Origin of the sequence: Aestuariibacter salexigens DSM 15300, assembly GCF_000429145.1 — a bacterium.
In the GTDB taxonomy this organism is placed as follows: domain Bacteria; phylum Pseudomonadota; class Gammaproteobacteria; order Enterobacterales; family Alteromonadaceae; genus Aestuariibacter; species Aestuariibacter salexigens.
Window position 1 is genome coordinate 106,831 of the sequence record NZ_AUBH01000004.1, and the last position, 18,033, is coordinate 124,863.

At 49.0% G+C, this 18,033-nt stretch carries 15 protein-coding genes and 1 riboswitch; of the genes, 6 read left to right on the forward strand and 9 right to left on the reverse strand.

The genetic code is table 11. From position 1 onward, the window contains the following. Window positions 1–52: 52 nt before the first annotated feature. Window positions 53–262: a transcription antiterminator/RNA stability regulator CspE gene (gene cspE / locus G441_RS0107810; RefSeq protein WP_026375829.1), complete on the reverse strand. Its 210-nt coding sequence runs from the start codon at window positions 260–262 to the stop codon at window positions 53–55. Between the two features lie 350 nt (window positions 263–612). Here cspE and G441_RS0107815 point away from each other — a divergent pair, with 350 nt between their 5' ends. Next, entirely contained in the window at window positions 613–1,452 is an 840-nt protein-coding gene (locus G441_RS0107815) for a DUF2797 domain-containing protein (RefSeq protein WP_026375830.1), read from the forward strand. A gap of 15 nt (window positions 1,453–1,467) precedes the next feature. On the opposite strand, the gene G441_RS0107820 is transcribed toward G441_RS0107815, so the two are convergent. Next, complete coding sequence (locus G441_RS0107820; RefSeq protein ID WP_169726063.1) at window positions 1,468–2,463, reverse strand: diguanylate cyclase; 996 nt, start codon at window positions 2,461–2,463, stop codon at window positions 1,468–1,470. Between the two features lie 185 nt (window positions 2,464–2,648). Here G441_RS0107820 and G441_RS18240 point away from each other — a divergent pair, with 185 nt between their 5' ends. Together G441_RS18240 and G441_RS0107830 are read left to right on the forward strand one after the other, a co-directional pair. Then, a complete protein-coding gene (locus G441_RS18240; protein WP_156896313.1) occupies window positions 2,649–3,671 on the forward strand; it encodes a substrate-binding periplasmic protein in 1,023 nt (340 codons plus the stop codon). Between the two features lie 22 nt (window positions 3,672–3,693). After that, window positions 3,694–5,136 (forward strand): hypothetical protein, encoded by a 1,443-nt coding sequence (locus G441_RS0107830; RefSeq protein WP_026375832.1) that lies wholly within the window; start codon window positions 3,694–3,696, stop codon window positions 5,134–5,136. Here the strand turns inward: G441_RS0107830 and G441_RS0107835 are convergent. Continuing rightward, on the reverse strand, window positions 5,110–5,442 hold the full coding sequence (locus G441_RS0107835) for a hypothetical protein (RefSeq protein WP_026375833.1): 333 nt from the start codon (window positions 5,440–5,442) through the stop codon (window positions 5,110–5,112). The two genes, G441_RS0107830 and G441_RS0107835, sit on opposite strands and share 27 nt — an antisense overlap. 140 nt (window positions 5,443–5,582) lie before the next feature. Here G441_RS0107835 and G441_RS18245 point away from each other — a divergent pair, with 140 nt between their 5' ends. Further along, a complete protein-coding gene (locus tag G441_RS18245; protein ID WP_051275427.1) occupies window positions 5,583–6,014 on the forward strand; it encodes a hypothetical protein in 432 nt (143 codons plus the stop codon). 10 nt (window positions 6,015–6,024) lie between these two features. On the opposite strand, the gene G441_RS0107845 is transcribed toward G441_RS18245, so the two are convergent. Both G441_RS0107845 and G441_RS0107855 read right to left on the reverse strand, forming a co-directional pair. Next, window positions 6,025–7,209, reverse strand: a complete 1,185-nt coding sequence (locus G441_RS0107845; RefSeq protein ID WP_026375834.1) for an acyl-CoA dehydrogenase — start codon at window positions 7,207–7,209, stop codon at window positions 6,025–6,027. A gap of 152 nt (window positions 7,210–7,361) precedes the next feature. Beyond that, window positions 7,362–8,804, reverse strand: coding sequence for an NADP-dependent isocitrate dehydrogenase (locus G441_RS0107855; protein WP_034474708.1), 1,443 nt, complete (start codon window positions 8,802–8,804; stop codon window positions 7,362–7,364). A 102-nt stretch (window positions 8,805–8,906) separates the two neighbouring features. Between G441_RS0107855 and G441_RS0107860 the strand changes: the two genes are divergently transcribed. After that, window positions 8,907–9,824: a LysR family transcriptional regulator gene (locus tag G441_RS0107860; protein WP_026375836.1), complete on the forward strand. Its 918-nt coding sequence runs from the start codon at window positions 8,907–8,909 to the stop codon at window positions 9,822–9,824. A gap of 6 nt (window positions 9,825–9,830) precedes the next feature. Here the strand turns inward: G441_RS0107860 and G441_RS0107865 are convergent, their stop codons facing one another. From G441_RS0107865 to G441_RS0107875, 3 genes are all read right to left on the reverse strand, one after another. Then, window positions 9,831–10,742 (reverse strand): M14 family metallopeptidase, encoded by a 912-nt coding sequence (locus G441_RS0107865; protein ID WP_034474709.1) that lies wholly within the window; start codon window positions 10,740–10,742, stop codon window positions 9,831–9,833. A 92-nt stretch (window positions 10,743–10,834) separates the two neighbouring features. After that, window positions 10,835–12,268: an aldehyde dehydrogenase family protein gene (locus G441_RS0107870; RefSeq protein ID WP_026375838.1), complete on the reverse strand. Its 1,434-nt coding sequence runs from the start codon at window positions 12,266–12,268 to the stop codon at window positions 10,835–10,837. A 9-nt stretch (window positions 12,269–12,277) separates the two neighbouring features. Beyond that, the gene (locus G441_RS0107875) at window positions 12,278–13,918 is read right to left on the reverse strand and encodes an acetolactate synthase large subunit (RefSeq protein ID WP_026375839.1); all 1,641 of its coding nucleotides are present in this window, start codon (window positions 13,916–13,918) and stop codon (window positions 12,278–12,280) included. Window positions 13,919–14,250: 332 nt separating this feature from the next. Then, window positions 14,251–14,337: riboswitch (cyclic di-GMP riboswitch) on the forward strand. Window positions 14,338–14,415: 78 nt separating this feature from the next. Here G441_RS0107875 and G441_RS19265 point away from each other — a divergent pair. Further along, window positions 14,416–16,527 carry a zinc-dependent metalloprotease family protein gene (locus G441_RS19265; RefSeq protein ID WP_051275428.1) on the forward strand — a complete coding sequence of 704 codons (2,112 nt, stop codon included), beginning with the start codon at window positions 14,416–14,418 and terminating at the stop codon, window positions 16,525–16,527. A 53-nt stretch (window positions 16,528–16,580) separates the two neighbouring features. Here G441_RS19265 and G441_RS0107885 read toward each other — a convergent pair whose 3' ends face one another. Further along, window positions 16,581–18,011: a sensor domain-containing diguanylate cyclase gene (locus G441_RS0107885; RefSeq protein WP_026375840.1), complete on the reverse strand. Its 1,431-nt coding sequence runs from the start codon at window positions 18,009–18,011 to the stop codon at window positions 16,581–16,583. Window positions 18,012–18,033: the final 22 nt, after the last annotated feature.

Consider the following 18,033-nt stretch of genomic DNA (forward strand, 5'->3'; position numbering starts at 1 on the left):
GTCAACAAAAAACCCGCCTTAAAGGCGGGTTTTTAACGTTCAGCAATATCGATTAAAGCACTTTAACGTTAGCAGCTTGAGGGCCTTTTTGACCTTCTTCGATATCAAATGTAACTGCTTGACCTTCAGTTAGTGTTTTGTAACCGTCAGTCTGAATAGCGCGGAAGTGTACGAATACGTCCTTTCCACCGTCATCCTTGCTCAGGAAACCATAACCTTTGTCCGCATTGAACCATTTTACTGTACCAGTAGCTTGAGACATTTCATCCTCACTTAATTTATTCAAAGTTATAAAAGCACTCGACACTGAGTGCACTCGTCTTTAATGAATGTCTTTCTTGCTACGTGACTTATGGTTGGAACTTACTTCAAAGCGGACTTCTAAACCGCCGCAATTTCTTACATAAAGCGACTTACAATAAAACACGTCTTATCAAAGACCTGCAAAGAATAGCACAGGCATTACCTATGTGGTTAGCAGTTTTAGCAAAATTAAACAATTATTCATCAATCTGTCACACAGTATGACACGAGTGAACAGTGCCATATTGTACCTGTTGGCAAATTACTATAGGGTTTGCGCCATCTCGATCTGATATTTGTATGGTGTTTATGACCCTTCTCGTCGGCAACGTTCGAAAAATGCGCGTCCGCACTGACGCGGCTCACAAGGCCCATTATCAACTGCCCGTAGGCGATGAGCTTATCGATATGAATGCTGCCGTAGGTCATCAAATTGAGGTGACCTTTGATGGCAATATTCACTGCGTGCACTGTAATACCAAAACCAAGAAGAGTTTTAATCAAGGCTATTGCTACCGTTGTCTTATAACGCTTGCACAGTGCGACAGCTGCATTATCAAACCGGAAAAGTGCCACTACCACGAAGGGACCTGCCGCGAGCCCCAGTGGGGCGAAGAAAACTGTATGCAGGACCACTTTGTCTATCTTGCCAATACCGGCACAGTGAAAGTGGGTATCACCCGCCACGTCACGGATGGCGTATCCAGCCGCTGGATAGATCAAGGGGCGACTCAGGCTCTGCCTATTTTACGGGTCAAGAATCGTCTCGTCAGCGGCCTGGTAGAATCCGTATTTAAAGCCCATATCGCCGATAAAACCAACTGGCGAACCATGCTGAAAGGTGACGCGAGCGGCGTTGATTTGTTGGCACAGCGAGACCAGTTGCTAGAGCTTGTGCAGAACGACATAAAAGCGATTTCCGATACACATGGCCTGCAATCGGTGCAAACGGTTAACGCTAAGCCGTTTGCGATCAGCTACCCGGTAACGGCCTACCCAACGAAAATCAAGTCAATCAATCTGGATAAAGACATGCAGTTTGGAGGCGAATTACAGGGAATTAAAGGTCAGTATCTTTTGTTGGACGGCGACCGCGTCATTAATATGCGCAAATACGCTGGGTATCACCTAAGCGTAGCGGTTAGCTAGCGAGCCTAGACTGCATCACACAGCGTAACAATGGCGACCTGCCTGCTTTGCCTGTTGCAGTTTATGTTCAGCAACCTGCATCATTTCGTTCGCTGACGTAATGCTTTTGTCTTTACTGGTACTGCTGATACCAATGCTCACACTTAGCAGCTCATCACCAATTGGCAATCGTTGCGAGGCACCCTGCACTTGCTCTATCACATGGTTGCTCAACTGGATCGCGCCAGCAGCGTCGGTTGTCTTCAGCACACAAACAAATCGGTCGCCACCCGTTCTCGCTACCAGGTCTGTTGGACGTTTTAAACAGCCATCAATAACCTGTGCCAATTTACACAGGCAGTGGTCGCCAGCGTCATGCCCGTAGTTAACATTAATGGCGTCAAAATGGTCGATATCGATCACTAGCAGTGAGAGAGGTTGTTCGACGCGCATTGCTGCGTCGAATGCATCATATAAAAACTCCTGCAAATAGCGTTGGCTGTAAACACCAGTCAGTGAGTCTTTGAAAACCAGATTGTGTAATAAGTCTGCCTTGAGCTTTAGAGTAAGATGGATGTTTATTCTGTTTATCAACGTTTTTATATTGGCAGGTTTGGTAATGAAGTCACTACCGCCGATATCCAGACATCTGATTTCATCTTCAACAGAATCCATAGAGGTGAGAAATAACACAGGAATGTGACGTGTAAGCTGGTTGCTCTTTAGCATTTCACATGCTTCCATGCCATTAATTTGCGGCATATTCACATCCATTAAAACGAGATCGGGCAGATTGTAGATACAGTATTCGACAGCTTCCATACCGCTTTTGGCGGTTGATAATTTGTAATGTGCGGACAACTGATGTTGGAGTAACTCGAGGTTTATAAGCTCGTCATCTACTAACAGTATTTTAGCGTTACCAAGATTACCTTGCTCGATTTCACGGAATTCGTCGAAATACCTCACCGTATGCCTGTTATCACCGGGTGACACAGGATGTTTATGCAGACCAGATGGCTGTTGATTCACTGAGTGCCTCCATAGGCAACGCAAGCATAACGCTCGCATATGAGACTCTACGCCTTTCATTGCACAGCACCATTAGACTTTAGCGTAAAATTCAACCACATCTGTCTGAGACGTTGCGAACTTGAACCGGACTGGTAATCTGATCATATTAAGTGCAGGTATACCAAGAGACTCATGGAGGTGTTGTGATACGCGCTGACATCAAATACTGTGGTGGCATGATTGCAAAATTACTCCGCTTCACAGCTGTCTTCGCCGCCGTTGTTTTCATGCCTTATAGCGTTGGGCAGACTCTGCGTTTGGTAGCAGATGAATGGCCGACCTATGTTGAATACGATCCTGACAGGTCAAGGCTAACCGATCTAGCTTCGGCTATCCTTAACGCAACGAAGACTCGGCACAATATTGATGTCAGCACACTGGCGATGTCGGTAAGTGGGCTCAAAGCTGGACGCTATGATGGCTATATAGATCAATTGAGCCTGTTGGAAACGCGACCGGGATTTATCTATTCGCAGCCGTTTTTTACTCACCACCTGCATATCGTATCTAAACAGGAGAGTGCGCAAGAGATCACTTCCCAGTCACAGCTTAGAAGAGAACGCGTCGGCATTGTAAGGCGTTTTGCTGACAGCGATCGAATCAGAAACTTGCATGATGTTCGCTGGGCCAGAGTCCCCACCGATTTTGATAATTTCCGCCAGCTCGCTGATGATAGAGTTGACTTTATCCTTGCAGACAGACTGCAAGTTGAAGAATTTAACCGATTACTGGCCGCTGACGGAGAGGAGCTTTTGTACATCAGCCAAAGGCCAATGATAAGCGTCAATGTCAGTCTCGGAATCAAGGCTGATATTGAAAATGCAAAGCAGCTTATTGCACAGTTTGACGATGCTAAACAACAATTATTATCTTCCGGGCAGATAAACCGCATTATGGATATTGCAGTGCTTCTAAGTACAGATGCAGCCGGTAATCAACAGTTAATCGTTAATAACTCAGTCGAGGCCATGCCAGACGCCGGGAAACTGCTTCAACACGCATACAAATTAGGCGCATTCCGAAGCACAGAGCCAACCAGTTACAGAGTAGACGGTCGCACTTACGAAACATGGAACGATGCGCGAGAGCAGGTTCGGGTACGACCGGTTAAAAGGGGCAGCTTGTTAGATGACGCGCTGTACAAACCGCTCGTAGATAGCTGGTAATATTATGCATAGGCGCCATTCAATGCTTCGCGTAGCCGCGCATCTGTTGTGGTACGTTGCGTTCCTTACGCTGTTTTGTTCACATGCACATTCAAAGACAACGCAGCATCTGCATTTCCTACCCGAGCAGATCACCCTTTCTGAGCAACAAAGAGAACGTATAGAACAGCATTTTAGTGAGGTTCTGAATACTCCTGTGATCTATCATTCTGATGTTGCAGCTGACGTAACTATACGCCTAAGCGTTGTTCCTCAACCGGATGAAGACTGGTTGCGTAGCCGCTATGAATATGCAGCTATTCCCGCTTTTGCCTTACTTACCTTACCCGGAGGTATTTCCCAATCGTCAGAGTTCACTGGTGTCGTTAATCGTCCCTATCGGCTGCGATATGAGACTGCCGTATACCCAATCGATGAAGAGGAAGCTGCATTAACCTTATTAGAACGTGGACGAATATCTGCAATCATCGACTACGCAGATAATGCAGGTCTGTATACCAGTCGCAATAAACATATCGAAAAACAAGCAATTTCTTCCTCAAAACCGGTGTACATCGAATTTACAACCGCATCTGCTCGCGAGCATTTTGAAACCCGCATTGAGCAACTCATCGCCGAAAATATCAGTGTACCTTTCGTGAAATCTGCATCAGATACCAGCCGGCATGCCGACAGCACATTGCATTGGATCCTGATTAATAAGTACTTCGACAATAATCAGGATGCATTAACAGTATCTTACAGCGATACAGAGGCAACACAGTGGTGGCGGCAACAACTCGCAAATAACACGACGTTGCAGATACACAATATGAGCTCTACAGCGGCCTTTGACTTTATCGTTGAAAACGCAAATGCCTGTATTTTAAATGTGTTACGGACCGAGGCGAGGCAGCAGGTCACGTATTTTAGTCAGCCTGCAGTGTATTATCTTGATTTGAGGTTATATGCATTGCGCGAGTCTGAACATGCACAACTGCTGAAACGCCAGACTGGCCAACGAACGTTGTCTCTCGAAACATTAGCGAGCACCTACCCATCACTGATTTTCGGATATACAAGGGGAGCGATAACTCACCCCGTTATTGGTGACATCATTGCCGACGAGCCACAACGATTCATCAACCTTGACAGTGGCGAGATGGAGCGTGCTATTCCGCTGTTGAAACGTGGGCGCATCGACTACATGCTCGAATATCCAACAACACTTCACGAAATACGGCGAGCGGTAGGAGATGATACGCCACTTACAAGTTTTGCTCTTGAAGACAGCAAACAGGCTGTACCTGCACATATTGCCTGCAGTCTTACCGAACGGGGAAAACAGCATATCAACGAAATAAACGCGATATTGGAGGATCCATCACTGCGCAAATCACTCGCCGATGTCTATACCAAGGGCATGAGTGAATCGGAGCAACGGGCTTATCATAAGGCTCTATCGTTCGAAAAACTGCTCGACTAAATCAGCTAGCTTGTCATCCAATGTGGATTCAAAGTTAGCGATAGACTTATCAAAATCAGAAAAGAATGCGTCAGCTTTTTGTCTGTCTACTGTCTCATTACTCAGCGCATATTCAATTTCAGGCAAAGATTTATCGTACCGGGGTTTGATAACCCAGCGCAGGATACCGCTTTCAAACGACTTGAGTTCAGTGCGCGCAAATACGCAAAACTCTTCTACGTAGTCTTTCCCCTGTGGCCCCAGACACCCTGGCTCAATGCGAAATAATACCGTTAATTTTTTATATAAAGGCAAACGTATAGACATATTGGAACCGTCTTCCTGGTGATAGACCCAAGTATTATGCGAGTCGACCCTCACCGTCAAAATCTGTGTGAACAAGTTGGCGTCAGGGTAAATAACTCCTATTCTTAATACTAGTTGAAACTATCGCATTGAAATACGTTATGCATCCTGAACAGCATGGTTCGTATCGTCTTTGGCAGCATGACAATGTGCTCTATGCGGAATTAGTCGATACCTGGAATGATATCGCGGCGGCAAATTTTTCTCGCGACTTCAAAGCATTGGCCAGTGAAATAAACGGCGACTGGGGACACATGGTCTACCTAGATAACTGGGATCTCTGCAGTCCCGAGATGTTCGCCATCATTAAAGAGTTAGTAGACTGGTGTATTTCCCATGGGTTGAAGAGAGCCGCCAATGTTTATGCTCCCTCAGCGATGAAAAAAGAGTTTCTGGGTAGAATGATTGTTGAGGAGCAGGGCGAGTTCAAACGCGCACACTTTGATTGCGAGGAAAAAGCCGTGACATGGCTAAGGCATGAAGGTTTCAATGCCACGGCAGATCTATTTAAACGCTCGAAAGCCGCGCACTAGCGGCTAATGGTCAGAAAAACGCCTGCAAGCCAGTCTGCGCGCGCCCCAGAATGAGACCATGCACGTCATAGGTTCCTTCGTAAGTATTGACCGTCTCAAGATTAATCATATGCCGAATGACGTGAAACTCATCGGCAATGCCATTTCCGCCGTGCATGTCTCGGGCCATACGCGCAATGTCTAATGCTTTGCCGCAATTGTTGCGCTTGACCAGAGAAATCATGGTCGGGTCCCAGCTTCCAGTGTCGATAATTTCACCAACGCGACGGGAGGCCTGTAAGCCCAGGGTGATCTCGGTTTGCATATTGGCCAGTTTAGTTTGAAAAAGCTGTGTCTGTGCCAGCGGCCGGCCAAATTGGTGTCGGTCAAGACCGTACTGTCGAGCGGCATGCCAACAATATTCGGCAGCACCCATTGCACCCCAGGAGATGCCATAGCGTGCCATGTTCAGGCAGCTAAACGGGCCTTTTAATCCTCTCACCTCAGGGAACATGTTTTCTTCAGGCACAAATACGTTGTCCATCACGATTTCACCTGTGATCGAGGCTTTGAGTGACAGTTTGCCCTCAATCTTCGGTGCGCTGAGTCCGGCCATGCCCTTCTCTAGTACAAAGCCACAAATCTTGTTATCTTCCGCTTCGTTTTTGGCCCACACCACAAAGACATCTGCGATGGGAGAATTAGTGATCCACATTTTTGAACCGGTAAGCTTGTAACCGCCGTCAACCTTAACTGCGCGCGTTTTCATGCCGGCCGGATCGGAGCCTGCATCCGGTTCAGTCAGACCGAAGCAACCGATCATTTCACCGGTCGCGAGTTTAGGCAGATACTTTTCTCGCATCGCTTCGGTACCAAATTTGTAAATAGGGTGCATCACCAGCGATGACTGCACACTCATGGCACTGCGATATCCGCTATCTACGCGCTCGACTTCTCTGGCAATAAGGCCATAGCAGACGTAATTGACTCCGGAACAGCCGTAGCCATCGATCGTCGAGCCCAATAAGCCGACCTCACCGAACTGACGCATAATGTTCGGGTCAAACTTTTCTTCGCGATTGGCCATCAGGATACCCGGCTGTAACACTTCCTGACAAAAGCTGTGCGCCATATCCCGGATCATACGCTCGTCCTCGCTGAGCTGATCGTTGAGTAAAAGAATGTCGTCCCAATTACTTAATACGGCGCCTGTCACGTTGTGTTACCTCAAAGGTTAATGTTGATTGCTGTCAATTTAGTACTATACACGCTGTTAATCGCAGGTCACCAGCGACGCCGCAACAATTTATCCTTTGATGTAAACGAAGCGCACCGCCATAGACAATTCATCGCGATGCGCCGCACTCATTAGCCGTGTACCGAGGCATAACCCGCTTCACCGTCAAAGGTATACAGGTTTTCTGTTTTCACCACATCAAAACCGGCGTCGTGCAAACGGGTCTGCAAGGCCAGTACTTCGGCAAAGTCCAGATTTTCGGTCGGTGACAGAAAACGACAGCGCCAGTGGTCCGTACAGAACGTTTCCGGAAACCCGGTTGGCCAGACTTTCACACCACGGTTGGTGATAAGTTGCAGTTTAATATTCTCGCGACTCAGGGCGTTAAGTTTTTGTCCTAACTCAGCAGGCTCACCCTGCTGCCATTGCAGGAAGATATCAATCCCTACCAGCGCCTTTTGAGCAGGCGCTTTACGCACCGGCGTCGGCAGTTTAAGTGGCGTGCTTTGTGCGTAACTGACTGGCGAAAGCAGCGATGGTGTTTTACCCAATCTTGCAATCACTGCATCGGCAAACGCCATGGTGCCAACTTTTTGCTTGCTGACCGTCTGTTTATAAATATCTGCGGTATGAATGCCGTCTTCAAGCGTGCAGAGCCAGGCATTATGAACCTTTTCTGCAACATCCGCCTGGCCAATGTGTACCAGCATCTGAACTGCACCATGCAACAGGCCTGAGGGGTTAGCCACGTCCTGGCCAGCTAAATCTGGTGCTGAGCCATGAATGGCCTCAAACATGGCGCACTGGTCACCAATGTTGGCTGAACCTGCCATACCTACTGAGCCAGCGATCTGTGCCGCCACATCAGAGACGATATCGCCATAAAGGTTGGGCATGACCACAACGTCAAAGTTTTCCGGCGTGTCTGCAATGCGTGCAGCACCGATATCAATGATCATGCTGTCCTGCTCAATGTCCGGGTATTGCTCGCCGATTTCCTTGAACACCTTGTGAAACAGACCATCTGTCAACTTCATGATGTTGTCTTTGATCATACAGGTGACACGCTCACGCCCCTGCTGTCTGGCGTATTCAAAAGCGTAGCGCACGATACGCTCACACCCTGGGCGAGTGATCAGTTTCAGACACTGGTAAACCTCTTCAGTCTGACGATGCTCGATGCCTGCATACAAATCTTCTTCATTTTCTCGAATAATCACCAGATCCATATTCGGATGTTTAGTGTCGACGAAGGGCGAGTAGGCAACGCAAGGGCGCACATTGGCATAAAGCCCCAGCGCTTTTCTCATACTCACATTGAGACTTTTATAACCGCCTCCCTGAGGTGTCGTGATGGGGGCCTTAAGAAACACTTTGGTGCGGCGTAGCGACTCCCACGCACTGTCATCAATACCATTGGTCTGTCCACGCAGATAAACCTGCTCACCAATCTCTATCGTTTCAGGCGCAATACGCGCGCCCGCAGCTTCAAGGATATGCAGTGTTGCCTGCATGATAGACGGGCCAATGCCATCTCCATTGGCAATGGTAATAGGAACCGGTTGCATGCTCATTATCTTGTCTCCGATGGGGTTAGCTAAATTCGGGCGTCATTGTAATGAGTCATAACATTTATAATAATAGATTTTATTGTTATTTTTTATCGATTTTCATAGATGATAAAATCATTTCATACCCGCCAGCTCACCTTCAGACAGTTAGAAATCTTCCGCTCTGTGGCTGACTGCGGCAGCGTCACCGACGCTGCCAAGACACTGCATCTGGCCCAGCCAACGGTATCGACACAGTTGGCAAAGCTTGCCCAGACTACACAAACCGCGTTATTTGAACAGGTCGGCAAAAAGCTGTATCTGACCGATGCAGGACAGGAGTTATTGGAGGCAAGCCGCGATTTGTTTGCAGTACTGGAAAATCTGGAGATGCGGCTTGCCAAACGAGCAGGGTTATCGTTTGGTCATCTTCGACTGTCAGCGGTGACCACGTCTAAATACCTGGTTCCCACCTGGCTTGGCTCTTTTTGCCGACTGTATCCATCTATTGAGCCTGAATTTAATGTCGGCAACCGCGCTGAAATTATTGCTCGCCTGCGTCAGAATCTGGATGACTTTTACATCTTTAGTCACCCCCCCCGGGAGCTGGATATCAACGCTCAACCTATTACCGATAACCCACTGGTACTTATCGCGCCACAGGATCATCCGCTGGCAAACCAGGCGGACCTGACCTGGTCTGACTTACGCAATGAACGTTTTCTGATCCGAGAACAGGGTTCAGGCACACGCTTTGCTATCGAAGGTTTCTTCAAAGAATATGGCGCCCCCCACCTTCGTCCTTTGACCATAGCGAGTAACGAGGCAATTAAAGAGTCCGTTGTGGCGGGTTTGGGCATCGCCATCATCAGCCGCCATGCACTTAGCCACATGGCGCCCGGGAATCTGGTTGAGCTTCAGGTTAAGGAACTCCCTATAAAAAGCCGCTGGTACCTGGTCACCCCACAAGGCAAGGTCGCCTCGCCAGCGGCACAGGCATTTTATGAACACGTTAACAGGCTGCTCGACGATATCGCCCAGTGACAACAATCATTTAGTGTTAGCAAGCAAATATTGCAGACCACCAACGATCGCAGCGACCTGGGCATCAATGCAGATTTCCGGTGTCGCAGACGGACTGTCAGGGTAGACTTCCGTGGTGGTGACGTACTCAGCATTGGTAAACCCACCACACAGTTTTAAGGAGCGCTTGTCGTAATTGATGACCCCAGGTTGAGTAACGTCTGCGCCTATAATTTTGCCGTGTTCATCCGGCGGCGCAATATGAGTCACTTTACCTACGCTTTCGATGACCGCGCGTTGAAAGTCGGGCTGTGAGCGCGTGCTGTCGTCAACGGTATAAAAGCCATCCGGAATATTCCAGTTATCATGGGTCGTGCCGTCTCTGGCTGCTAAAGCAGGGCGAAACTCGCTGTTATCCGTGTCGGTCGTCTCATGCAGGTCAAAATGGGCCAGCCACTGCACATCTAATTGCCGAACCAACTGCATCACCATCCGCGCTTCTGCAGAAAGTGAGTTATCCGTAAAAGAACGATTAGGATCGACGGCATCAGGGTTCCAGCGATTGATAGTTTCATAGCCCCACGGGCTAATGCAGGGAGCGATGAGCAAGTTAATTCTATTGGTATAGTCCAGCGCCACCGTCTCAGCAAACCGGATTGCACCCTGCACACCGCTAGTCTCGTAGCCATGTACGCCACCGGTCACCAGCACATTGGGACGGTCCAACTGCCAGTCAAAAGATTTCAGCGCGTACAGCGGATACTTGATTTCGTCATAAGGTAATGCCCCGTATTGAATAAGCTCAAAGCGTTCTGACAGGGGCATGATTTTATCTAATACCTCTGTCTGGTAACTACGCTGTACATGTTGCTGTTGCAACCAGTGTTGTTTTTCTTCGTTTCCCCAGGGAGTACCGGGCTTGCCGATCGGATAGGTCATAGTGGTCGTCTTACCTAAAGTGATTCATGTTTGCCATCGGCTGCCCACAACGGGCAGCCAATTTTTACCAGATGTTGTTGGTCAGGGTAGGCCTAACCCTGCGGGTCCCGGATCACCAACAGGCGCGTCTCGGTCATATCCTCAATGGCGTATTTGATGCCCTCCCTGCCCAAGCCTGATTCCTTCACGCCGCCATAAGGCATGTTATCCACCCGCCAGCTAGGCACATCACCAATTACCACACCGCCCACATCAAGCACATCCCACGCCTTCTGCGCTTTATAGATGTCTCGGGTAAACACACCGGCCTGCAAGCCAAACTGGCTATCATTTACTTTATTAAGGGCTTCGTCGAAGTCGCTGAATTTACTGATGACGGTAACAGGTCCAAAGGCTTCTTCAGCGTTTACTTCACTATCATGCGGTGCATTCTCAAGAATAGTCGCTTCTAGCATGGCGCCGTCCCGTTTACCGCCGCACAATAATGTTGCCCCCGCTGATACCGCATTCTGGATCCATGACTCCAGTCGTTTTGCCTCAGACTCGGCAATCATTGGACCAATGAATGTATTTTCGTCAAAGGGGTCCCCCATTGTTAGCTGGCTGACTTTGTCGACATACCGTGTCTTGAATTCATCGTAAATACTGTCGTGAATGAATATTCGCTGCACGCTGATACAGCTCTGTCCAGACTGGTAATACGCACCAAATACGATGCGCTCAATAGCGTCATCAAGATCGGCATCCGCATCGACGATACAGCCTGCATTGCCACCCAATTCAAGGATCACTGGTTTCTTCCCGGCACGGGCTTTGAGATCCCATCCCACATCCGGAGAGCCGGTAAAACTGAGCAACTTGAAGCGGTCGTCAGTAGTAAAAAGCTCCGCGCCGTCACGGCTACAGGGCAATATACTGAATGCGCCTTTAGGCAAATCAGTCTCGGCCAGTATCTCTCCGATAATCAATGCGCCAAGTGGCGTGCGAGATGCAGGTTTCAATACAAATGCACATCCTACCGCCAGGGCAGGCGCAACTTTGTGAGCGGCCAGATTTAACGGAAAGTTAAACGGTGAAATAAATGAACAGGGTCCGATCGGGACCTTCTTAGTCATACCGCGGTAGCCATTGGCCCGTGGCGTGATCTCAAGGTTAATGACCTCGCCATTGATGCGCACGGCCTCTTCAGCGGCAATGCGAAACGTATCGATCAGGCGAGTCACTTCCCCGCGTGCATCTTTTATAGGTTTACCAGCCTCAACGCATAACGCTTCGGCGAGTTCATCGAAACGCTCTTTAAAACGTTCGACACAATGATTCAGGATATCCTGACGCTGGTGAGGTTTCATTGCTGTCAACGCTTCCTGAGCATCAACTGCTGCTGCGATAGCCTGATCAATCACATCTTCACCTGCCATGGCCACTCGTGTGGCCACTTCACCCGTATATTTGTTGGTGACAGCAAGATCCTGATTTGCAAAAACGGCCTCGTTTGCAAGATAGTAAGGATAAGCATCCTTTAACATAGGGTTTCCTTAGAGCTCCTGGCTCAATTCTTTTATTGTTTTATTAAGTGTTTGGTCATTCAGACTGTAGTCAACCGGGCAATCAATCAGGTGCACGGCTGGCTCATTCAGACATTTCTGAACAAGGCCCAGCAAGCCTTCCGTAGAGTCGACTCGCCAGCCTTTTGCGCCGTAGCTTTCGGCGTATTTGACGAAATCCGGGTTACCGTAATCGAGCCCGAAGTTATCAAAATTCATATGCGCCTGTTTCCACTTAATCATGCCGTACGCGTCATCACGCAGAATGATCACGACGATGTGTAAGTTCAGGCGCACCGCCGTTTCCATCTCCTGACTATTCATCATGAAGCCACCGTCGCCACAGACCGTCAATACGGCCCGATTTGGATAAACGAGTTTTGCTGCCATGGCAGAAGGCAGCCCAGCGCCCATGGTGGCTAGTGCGTTATCCAATAGCAGCGTATTAGGTGCGAATGCGGGATAATTTCGGGCAAACCAGATTTTGTACACGCCATTATCCAGTGTCACAATGCCGTCATCAGGCATGGCTTTGCGAATATCCCTTACAAAGCGCTCCGGCAGCACCGGGAATCGGTCGTCATCTTCGGACTCACTGCGGTGAGCCACGTAGGCATCATGTACATCGCAGTAGAAATCAAGTTTCCAGCCCTGCTGTGGAGTAATTTTTTCTTTGATTTGCCAGATGCTATTGGCAATATCGCCTACCACCTCAAGCTGTGGGAAATACACCGGATCCACCGCCGCAGAATCAAAGTTTATATGGATCACCTGTTGACCGTTCTGCTCCATAAAAAAGGGCGGTTTCTCAACGACGTCATGACCGACATTAATAATCAGATCGGCTCGTCGAATCGCCCTGTGAACAAAATCCCCATCAGACAGCGCGGTATTGCCCATAAACAGCTTGTCGGTTTCATTGAGTACGCCTTTACCCATCTGCGTAGTGATAAATGGAATACCGGTCTTGTCGACAAACTCTCTGAGCATTTTAGCGGTCAGTTTACGATTCGCACCGGCGCCGATGAGCAACACGGGAGAGGTTGCCTGCTCGATCATTTCCACCGCACGATTGATGGCTTTATATTCAGCAATAGGACGACGCCCCTGAGTAGGCGATATCAACGGTGCCGATGTCTGTTCAGCGGCGATATCCTCGGGTAGCTCAATGTGTACGGCCCCTGGTCTTTCCTCATGGGCAATGCGGAAGGCTTCTCTGACCACAGAGGGAATGCGATCACCACTCACTACCTGAGCGGTATATTTGGTAATCGGGCGCATCATATCGACCACATCAATCACCTGGAAGCGACCTTGTTTGCTGGTTTTGATTGGTTTTTGTCCGGTAATGACCATCATCGGCATTGCGCCCAACTGCGCGTAAGCAGCGGGGGTCACCAAGTTAGTCGCGCCTGGCCCTAATGTGGACAGACACACTCCTACCTTGCCGGTTAATCTTCCGTAGGTAGCGGCCATGAAACCGGCCCCCTGTTCATGCCGGGTCAGGATAAGTTTGATGGATGAGTGTCGCAGAGACTCCAGCAAATCAAGGTTCTCTTCACCGGGTATGCCGAAAATATATTCGACTCCCTCAGCCTCTAGTGCTTTGACGAACAGGTCTGATGCTTTCATAAGGCTCCTTTTAATCATGATGGCGAAACGGCGTTTCACCCATTGCCAATCAGGCAGCTTATTCTCTATACGTTAACAGGTATGGGGCGGTAAGTCGCATTTCAACAGCCGTATTCCTATCCATACTTTTTATACTTCATTGTCACTAATATTGATAAACAGCTCAGGTCGCAACTTTACTGCATACCCCCTATCTTTTCTGGACTTTACTGGCAAACATATAGCCGCTATTAGTGTAGACGGATTTTCACAAAGGTATTTTCAGCAATATCCCAACGCGTCACTTCATACTAATAAAATCTGCTGGTCTGATAGTGTTTTGGTATGCAAGTTATGCAGAATGGCAAACCACGTGAAAATGTGGGGCGCAAAGTCACCGGTCTAAGGAGTCATTACTCTACGACAGCGGGATTGCCGGAAAGCTGACGTTTTTTAAACGGGCAGCCGACTGTTTTTCCGTTCCAAATGACCTTGTAGTAACAATTTGGAGCAACCTAATGAGTCTGTTCAACAACCTACGATTAAGCCTGATTGCAGGCTGTGTCTGTACATCAATCTCAGGCGTTACTTATGCCGCCCCCGATGGGACAGGTGTCACCAACCTACCGCCGCAGGCAATGCAAAATATTCCTGAGGGCAGATTAAAACAGAGTCTGTCTAACCTTCCTGAACCTATTCGTCAGCGGGTTTTACAGCGCCTGTCAGATCTCGGTATACCGGCGTTGGATCTACTGTTGATGGATGTGGATGCCGATGGTGAACTATTTTACATCGAAGAAGGCTTAGTTGAGTTTACCGACAGTGCAGAACCGCAAAGCGACACAACCAACGCCACGTTACCTCCTGTCGATGTATTCAATCTGCACAGCAATCCGGGTTCAGCCAACACCATTTTCCTGGATTTTGATGGTGGTGAAATCAGCGGCAAGGCTTGGGGCGGCGGTGCCAGCTACGATTCCGTCCCTTATGATTTGGATGGCAACCCAGCAGACTTTAATGACACCGAACGCGCTCGGATCCATGAGATATGGACACGGGTTGCCGACGACTTTGCTGCGTTTGATGTCAACGTGACCACGCAGGCACCAAGCAACTTTGGCCCCAACACCGGATGGTTACTATTTACCAAAGACACTGACAATAATGGTAAGGCCATGCCCAGTCAGGGTGCAGGTGGTGTTGCTTATGTAGGCGTATGGGGCAGAAGTAACTATACCTACTATCAACCTGCACTGGTGTATTACAACCGCCTGGGCTCAGGCGCGGCCAATTTTATGGCTGAGGCAGGCTCTCACGAGATGGGGCATAATTTTGGCCTGAGTCACGATGGCACCTCTACTGAAAGCTATTATCGCGGCCTGGGCGCTGACAATGAGCCAACCAGTTGGGCACCTATAATGGGAGTTGGCTACTACAAAAATGTTACGCAATGGAGCAAAGGCGAATATCCGGACGCCAGTCAGTCACAGGACGATATTGCGATTATTCGCAATCAGCTTGGCGATAGTGTGGATAGCGCTGGCTCGGCATCAACACCTGCTGCCTTGATTACCGATGAAAATGGTCAATTTACGGCAACCAACAGACAGCTCGACCCCGGCAGTGTGGTATCAGACAATAAAGGCAGCGTGCAGGTTGCAGACTCGGACTGGTTTCAATTTAATGCCGGGTCCGGCCCAGTGGAGTTCAGCGCTACGCCTGCGTGGGATGCGTTTACACGTTCCAGTCGTCGTGGTGCAAACCTCGATATTGGTCTACGACTCTACGATGCCCAGGGTGGCCTGATTGCCGACAGTGCTGATGAGTTCGACACCAGTGCCAGTTTGAGCACCTCCTTAGCGGAAGGGCTTTACTTGCTTGAGGTATATGGTACCGTGAGCAACTACGCCTCCGATTACGGCAGTCAGGGACACTACTATCTGAATGGCCAGATCGCCGTAGGCGTGCCGGATGTAACGCCACCAGATCCTAACCCCATGTCGTTTGCACAAATGCCCAATGCGTTAGGCGCCTATGAGATTGAGATGCAGGCCACCACAGCTGTGGATGATCGCGGTGGGGTAGTCAGTTACCAGTTTGATTGTCAATCCGGAGGACAGGGCTGCGTCACAAGTGCGTGGCAAACGGATAGTCACTTCGTAGTGAGCGGTCTGCAACCACAGACCGAGTATTGCTTTACCGTCACTGCCAGAGATCTTGCTGGTAACACTACGGTCGCATCTGCGCCAGAATGCGCAGTAACTGAACAGGCCCCGCCACAACCAGAGCCACCCAGTGCACCCGGTACGCTGAGTGTTGCTGATGGCGCAAATGGTACAGCTCTGTTGAACTGGACGGATAATAGCGATAACGAAACAGCATTTGTCGTAGAACGGGAAAAGCTGCATAAAAATGGTCGTTGGCACGCTACACAAATTGTAGCCACATTGTCTGCGGACACCGTCAGCTATGCTGATATCAGCGGTGCGGGTGAATTCCGCTATCGCGTTAAGGCAAGTAACAGCGTCGGTGATTCCGCGTGGACCGCCTGGCGCAATGTCACCGTTACATCGAATGACGGCGGTGGTGGCGGCGACAAGCCATGCCGCGGTAAAAAGTGCACGGGCTAGTGTCTACGCCTGACTATCAAGCCTGCCTTATAGCAGGCTTGATGCCTTCTACCCTACACTTTCGAACAGTGTTGGTTCTTACCTTTCGCTTTAGCCTGATAAAGCGCGTCATCTGCGCGTTTCACAATACTGGTTTGCGAATCAACGTCTTTGCAAAGCGTATAGCCGATACTCACGGTCAGTGGCTCTGGCAGACCAAAATCATGCTCTGATACAATTTCAATCAGCTTTTTGGCAAACGCTTCTGCGCCGTCCTCGTCTGACTCAGCGGCAATGACCAGAAACTCTTCTCCGCCCCATCGGCCAATTAAATCTATCGCTCTGACATGAGATTGAAACACCTTGCTTAATTCAATCAGGATGCGGTCGCCTTCAAGATGTCCGTACCTATCATTGACGGGTTTAAAATCATCCACGTCAATCAGATAGAGGGCAAATGGACTGCCGCTGCGCTTAAAACGATTAAGTTCATTATCGAGAAACTCTACGATGTGGTAGCGATTCCACAGCCCAGTGAGCGGGTCATGCCGGTATAACGCCTCGAGTTTTTCGGTTTTTTCCTGGAGTGCCATACTCAGGCGATTGCGCTGATTGACCAGCACAGCAATGGCGAAAATAATGCAAGACATCATTGCCACGAAGAGCTGTAGCGACATCAAAGGAGAAATGATCTCATAGTTGCTAAACGGCCCCAATTCTTTGTTGGTGGCAACAACAGCGACGGCGGCAACAACGATTTGCACCGTAAACACGACCCGCTGACCCGCTTGTAACATTGAGATAAAAGCGAGCGGTAACAATAAGATACTTAAATATATGAACCACTTGTTTGGATATAGCAGTTCGAATATCACGGCGGTAAAGAATGCAAAAACCGCCGCACTAAAGAGCAGAATGGGAACAAAATATTTGCTTGTTACGCTTTGGCGATGCAAAAATGCAGAGAAGAAAGGAGCGAAAAGCAGTACACCTACCCCATCACCAATCCACCAGTTGGTAAACGCAAACGCGTAATCAACACCGCCCAAAAAGCCAAATAAGTACAGTCCGGAGACACCAAACAGGGCGCTGATAAAGGCACCGAGAATCGCGCAAATCAGCACAAACAATGTGAACTCGTGCAAACTGGAAAACGGGGTGTGACTGCCGGTCAATCGCTGTATCAGACGTGCCATTACAACGATAGCTATCACATCACCTACGCCGTTGAATGTGCCAGAAGCTAACGACGCGGCAATACTACCGAGTGAATCGGTAGAAAAGTAGGCCCATACATTGCCGAAAAATGCGCCCAGAAAAATGCCTGGCCATATGCCTGTTCCATATCTAAACGCGAGGGCGAGCATCAAGCCTGATGGGATCCAGACTGGCGTGATGTTTCCGGGTGGGATAGCAAAAATCTGGCTCAGACGCGCACAGAGCACATATAAAATGGCTGTGCCCAGAATAAGTAATACGGGATGTTCGCTGCTGCGAATCGGCATGTCAGTTTGCTTGAGCCAACTC

Excerpts from the sequence above, each read along its gene's own strand:
- cspE (WP_026375829.1), bottom strand. The coding sequence starts at position 262 with ATGTCTCAAGCTACTGGTACAGTAAAATGGTTCAATGCGGACAAAGGT.
- G441_RS0107815 (WP_026375830.1), top strand. The coding sequence starts at position 613 with ATGACCCTTCTCGTCGGCAACGTTCGAAAAATGCGCGTCCGCACTGAC.
- G441_RS0107830 (WP_026375832.1), top strand. The coding sequence starts at position 3,694 with ATGCTTCGCGTAGCCGCGCATCTGTTGTGGTACGTTGCGTTCCTTACG.
- G441_RS0107835 (WP_026375833.1), bottom strand. The coding sequence starts at position 5,442 with ATGTCTATACGTTTGCCTTTATATAAAAAATTAACGGTATTATTTCGC.
- G441_RS18245 (WP_051275427.1), top strand. The coding sequence starts at position 5,583 with ATGCATCCTGAACAGCATGGTTCGTATCGTCTTTGGCAGCATGACAAT.
- G441_RS0107855 (WP_034474708.1), bottom strand. The coding sequence starts at position 8,804 with ATGAGCATGCAACCGGTTCCTATTACCATTGCCAATGGAGATGGCATT.
- G441_RS0107860 (WP_026375836.1), top strand. The coding sequence starts at position 8,907 with ATGATAAAATCATTTCATACCCGCCAGCTCACCTTCAGACAGTTAGAA.
- G441_RS0107865 (WP_034474709.1), bottom strand. The coding sequence starts at position 10,742 with ATGACCTATCCGATCGGCAAGCCCGGTACTCCCTGGGGAAACGAAGAA.
- G441_RS0107870 (WP_026375838.1), bottom strand. The coding sequence starts at position 12,268 with ATGTTAAAGGATGCTTATCCTTACTATCTTGCAAACGAGGCCGTTTTT.
- G441_RS0107875 (WP_026375839.1), bottom strand. The coding sequence starts at position 13,918 with ATGAAAGCATCAGACCTGTTCGTCAAAGCACTAGAGGCTGAGGGAGTC.
- G441_RS19265 (WP_051275428.1), top strand. The coding sequence starts at position 14,416 with ATGAGTCTGTTCAACAACCTACGATTAAGCCTGATTGCAGGCTGTGTC.
- G441_RS0107885 (WP_026375840.1), bottom strand. The coding sequence starts at position 18,011 with ATGCCGATTCGCAGCAGCGAACATCCCGTATTACTTATTCTGGGCACA.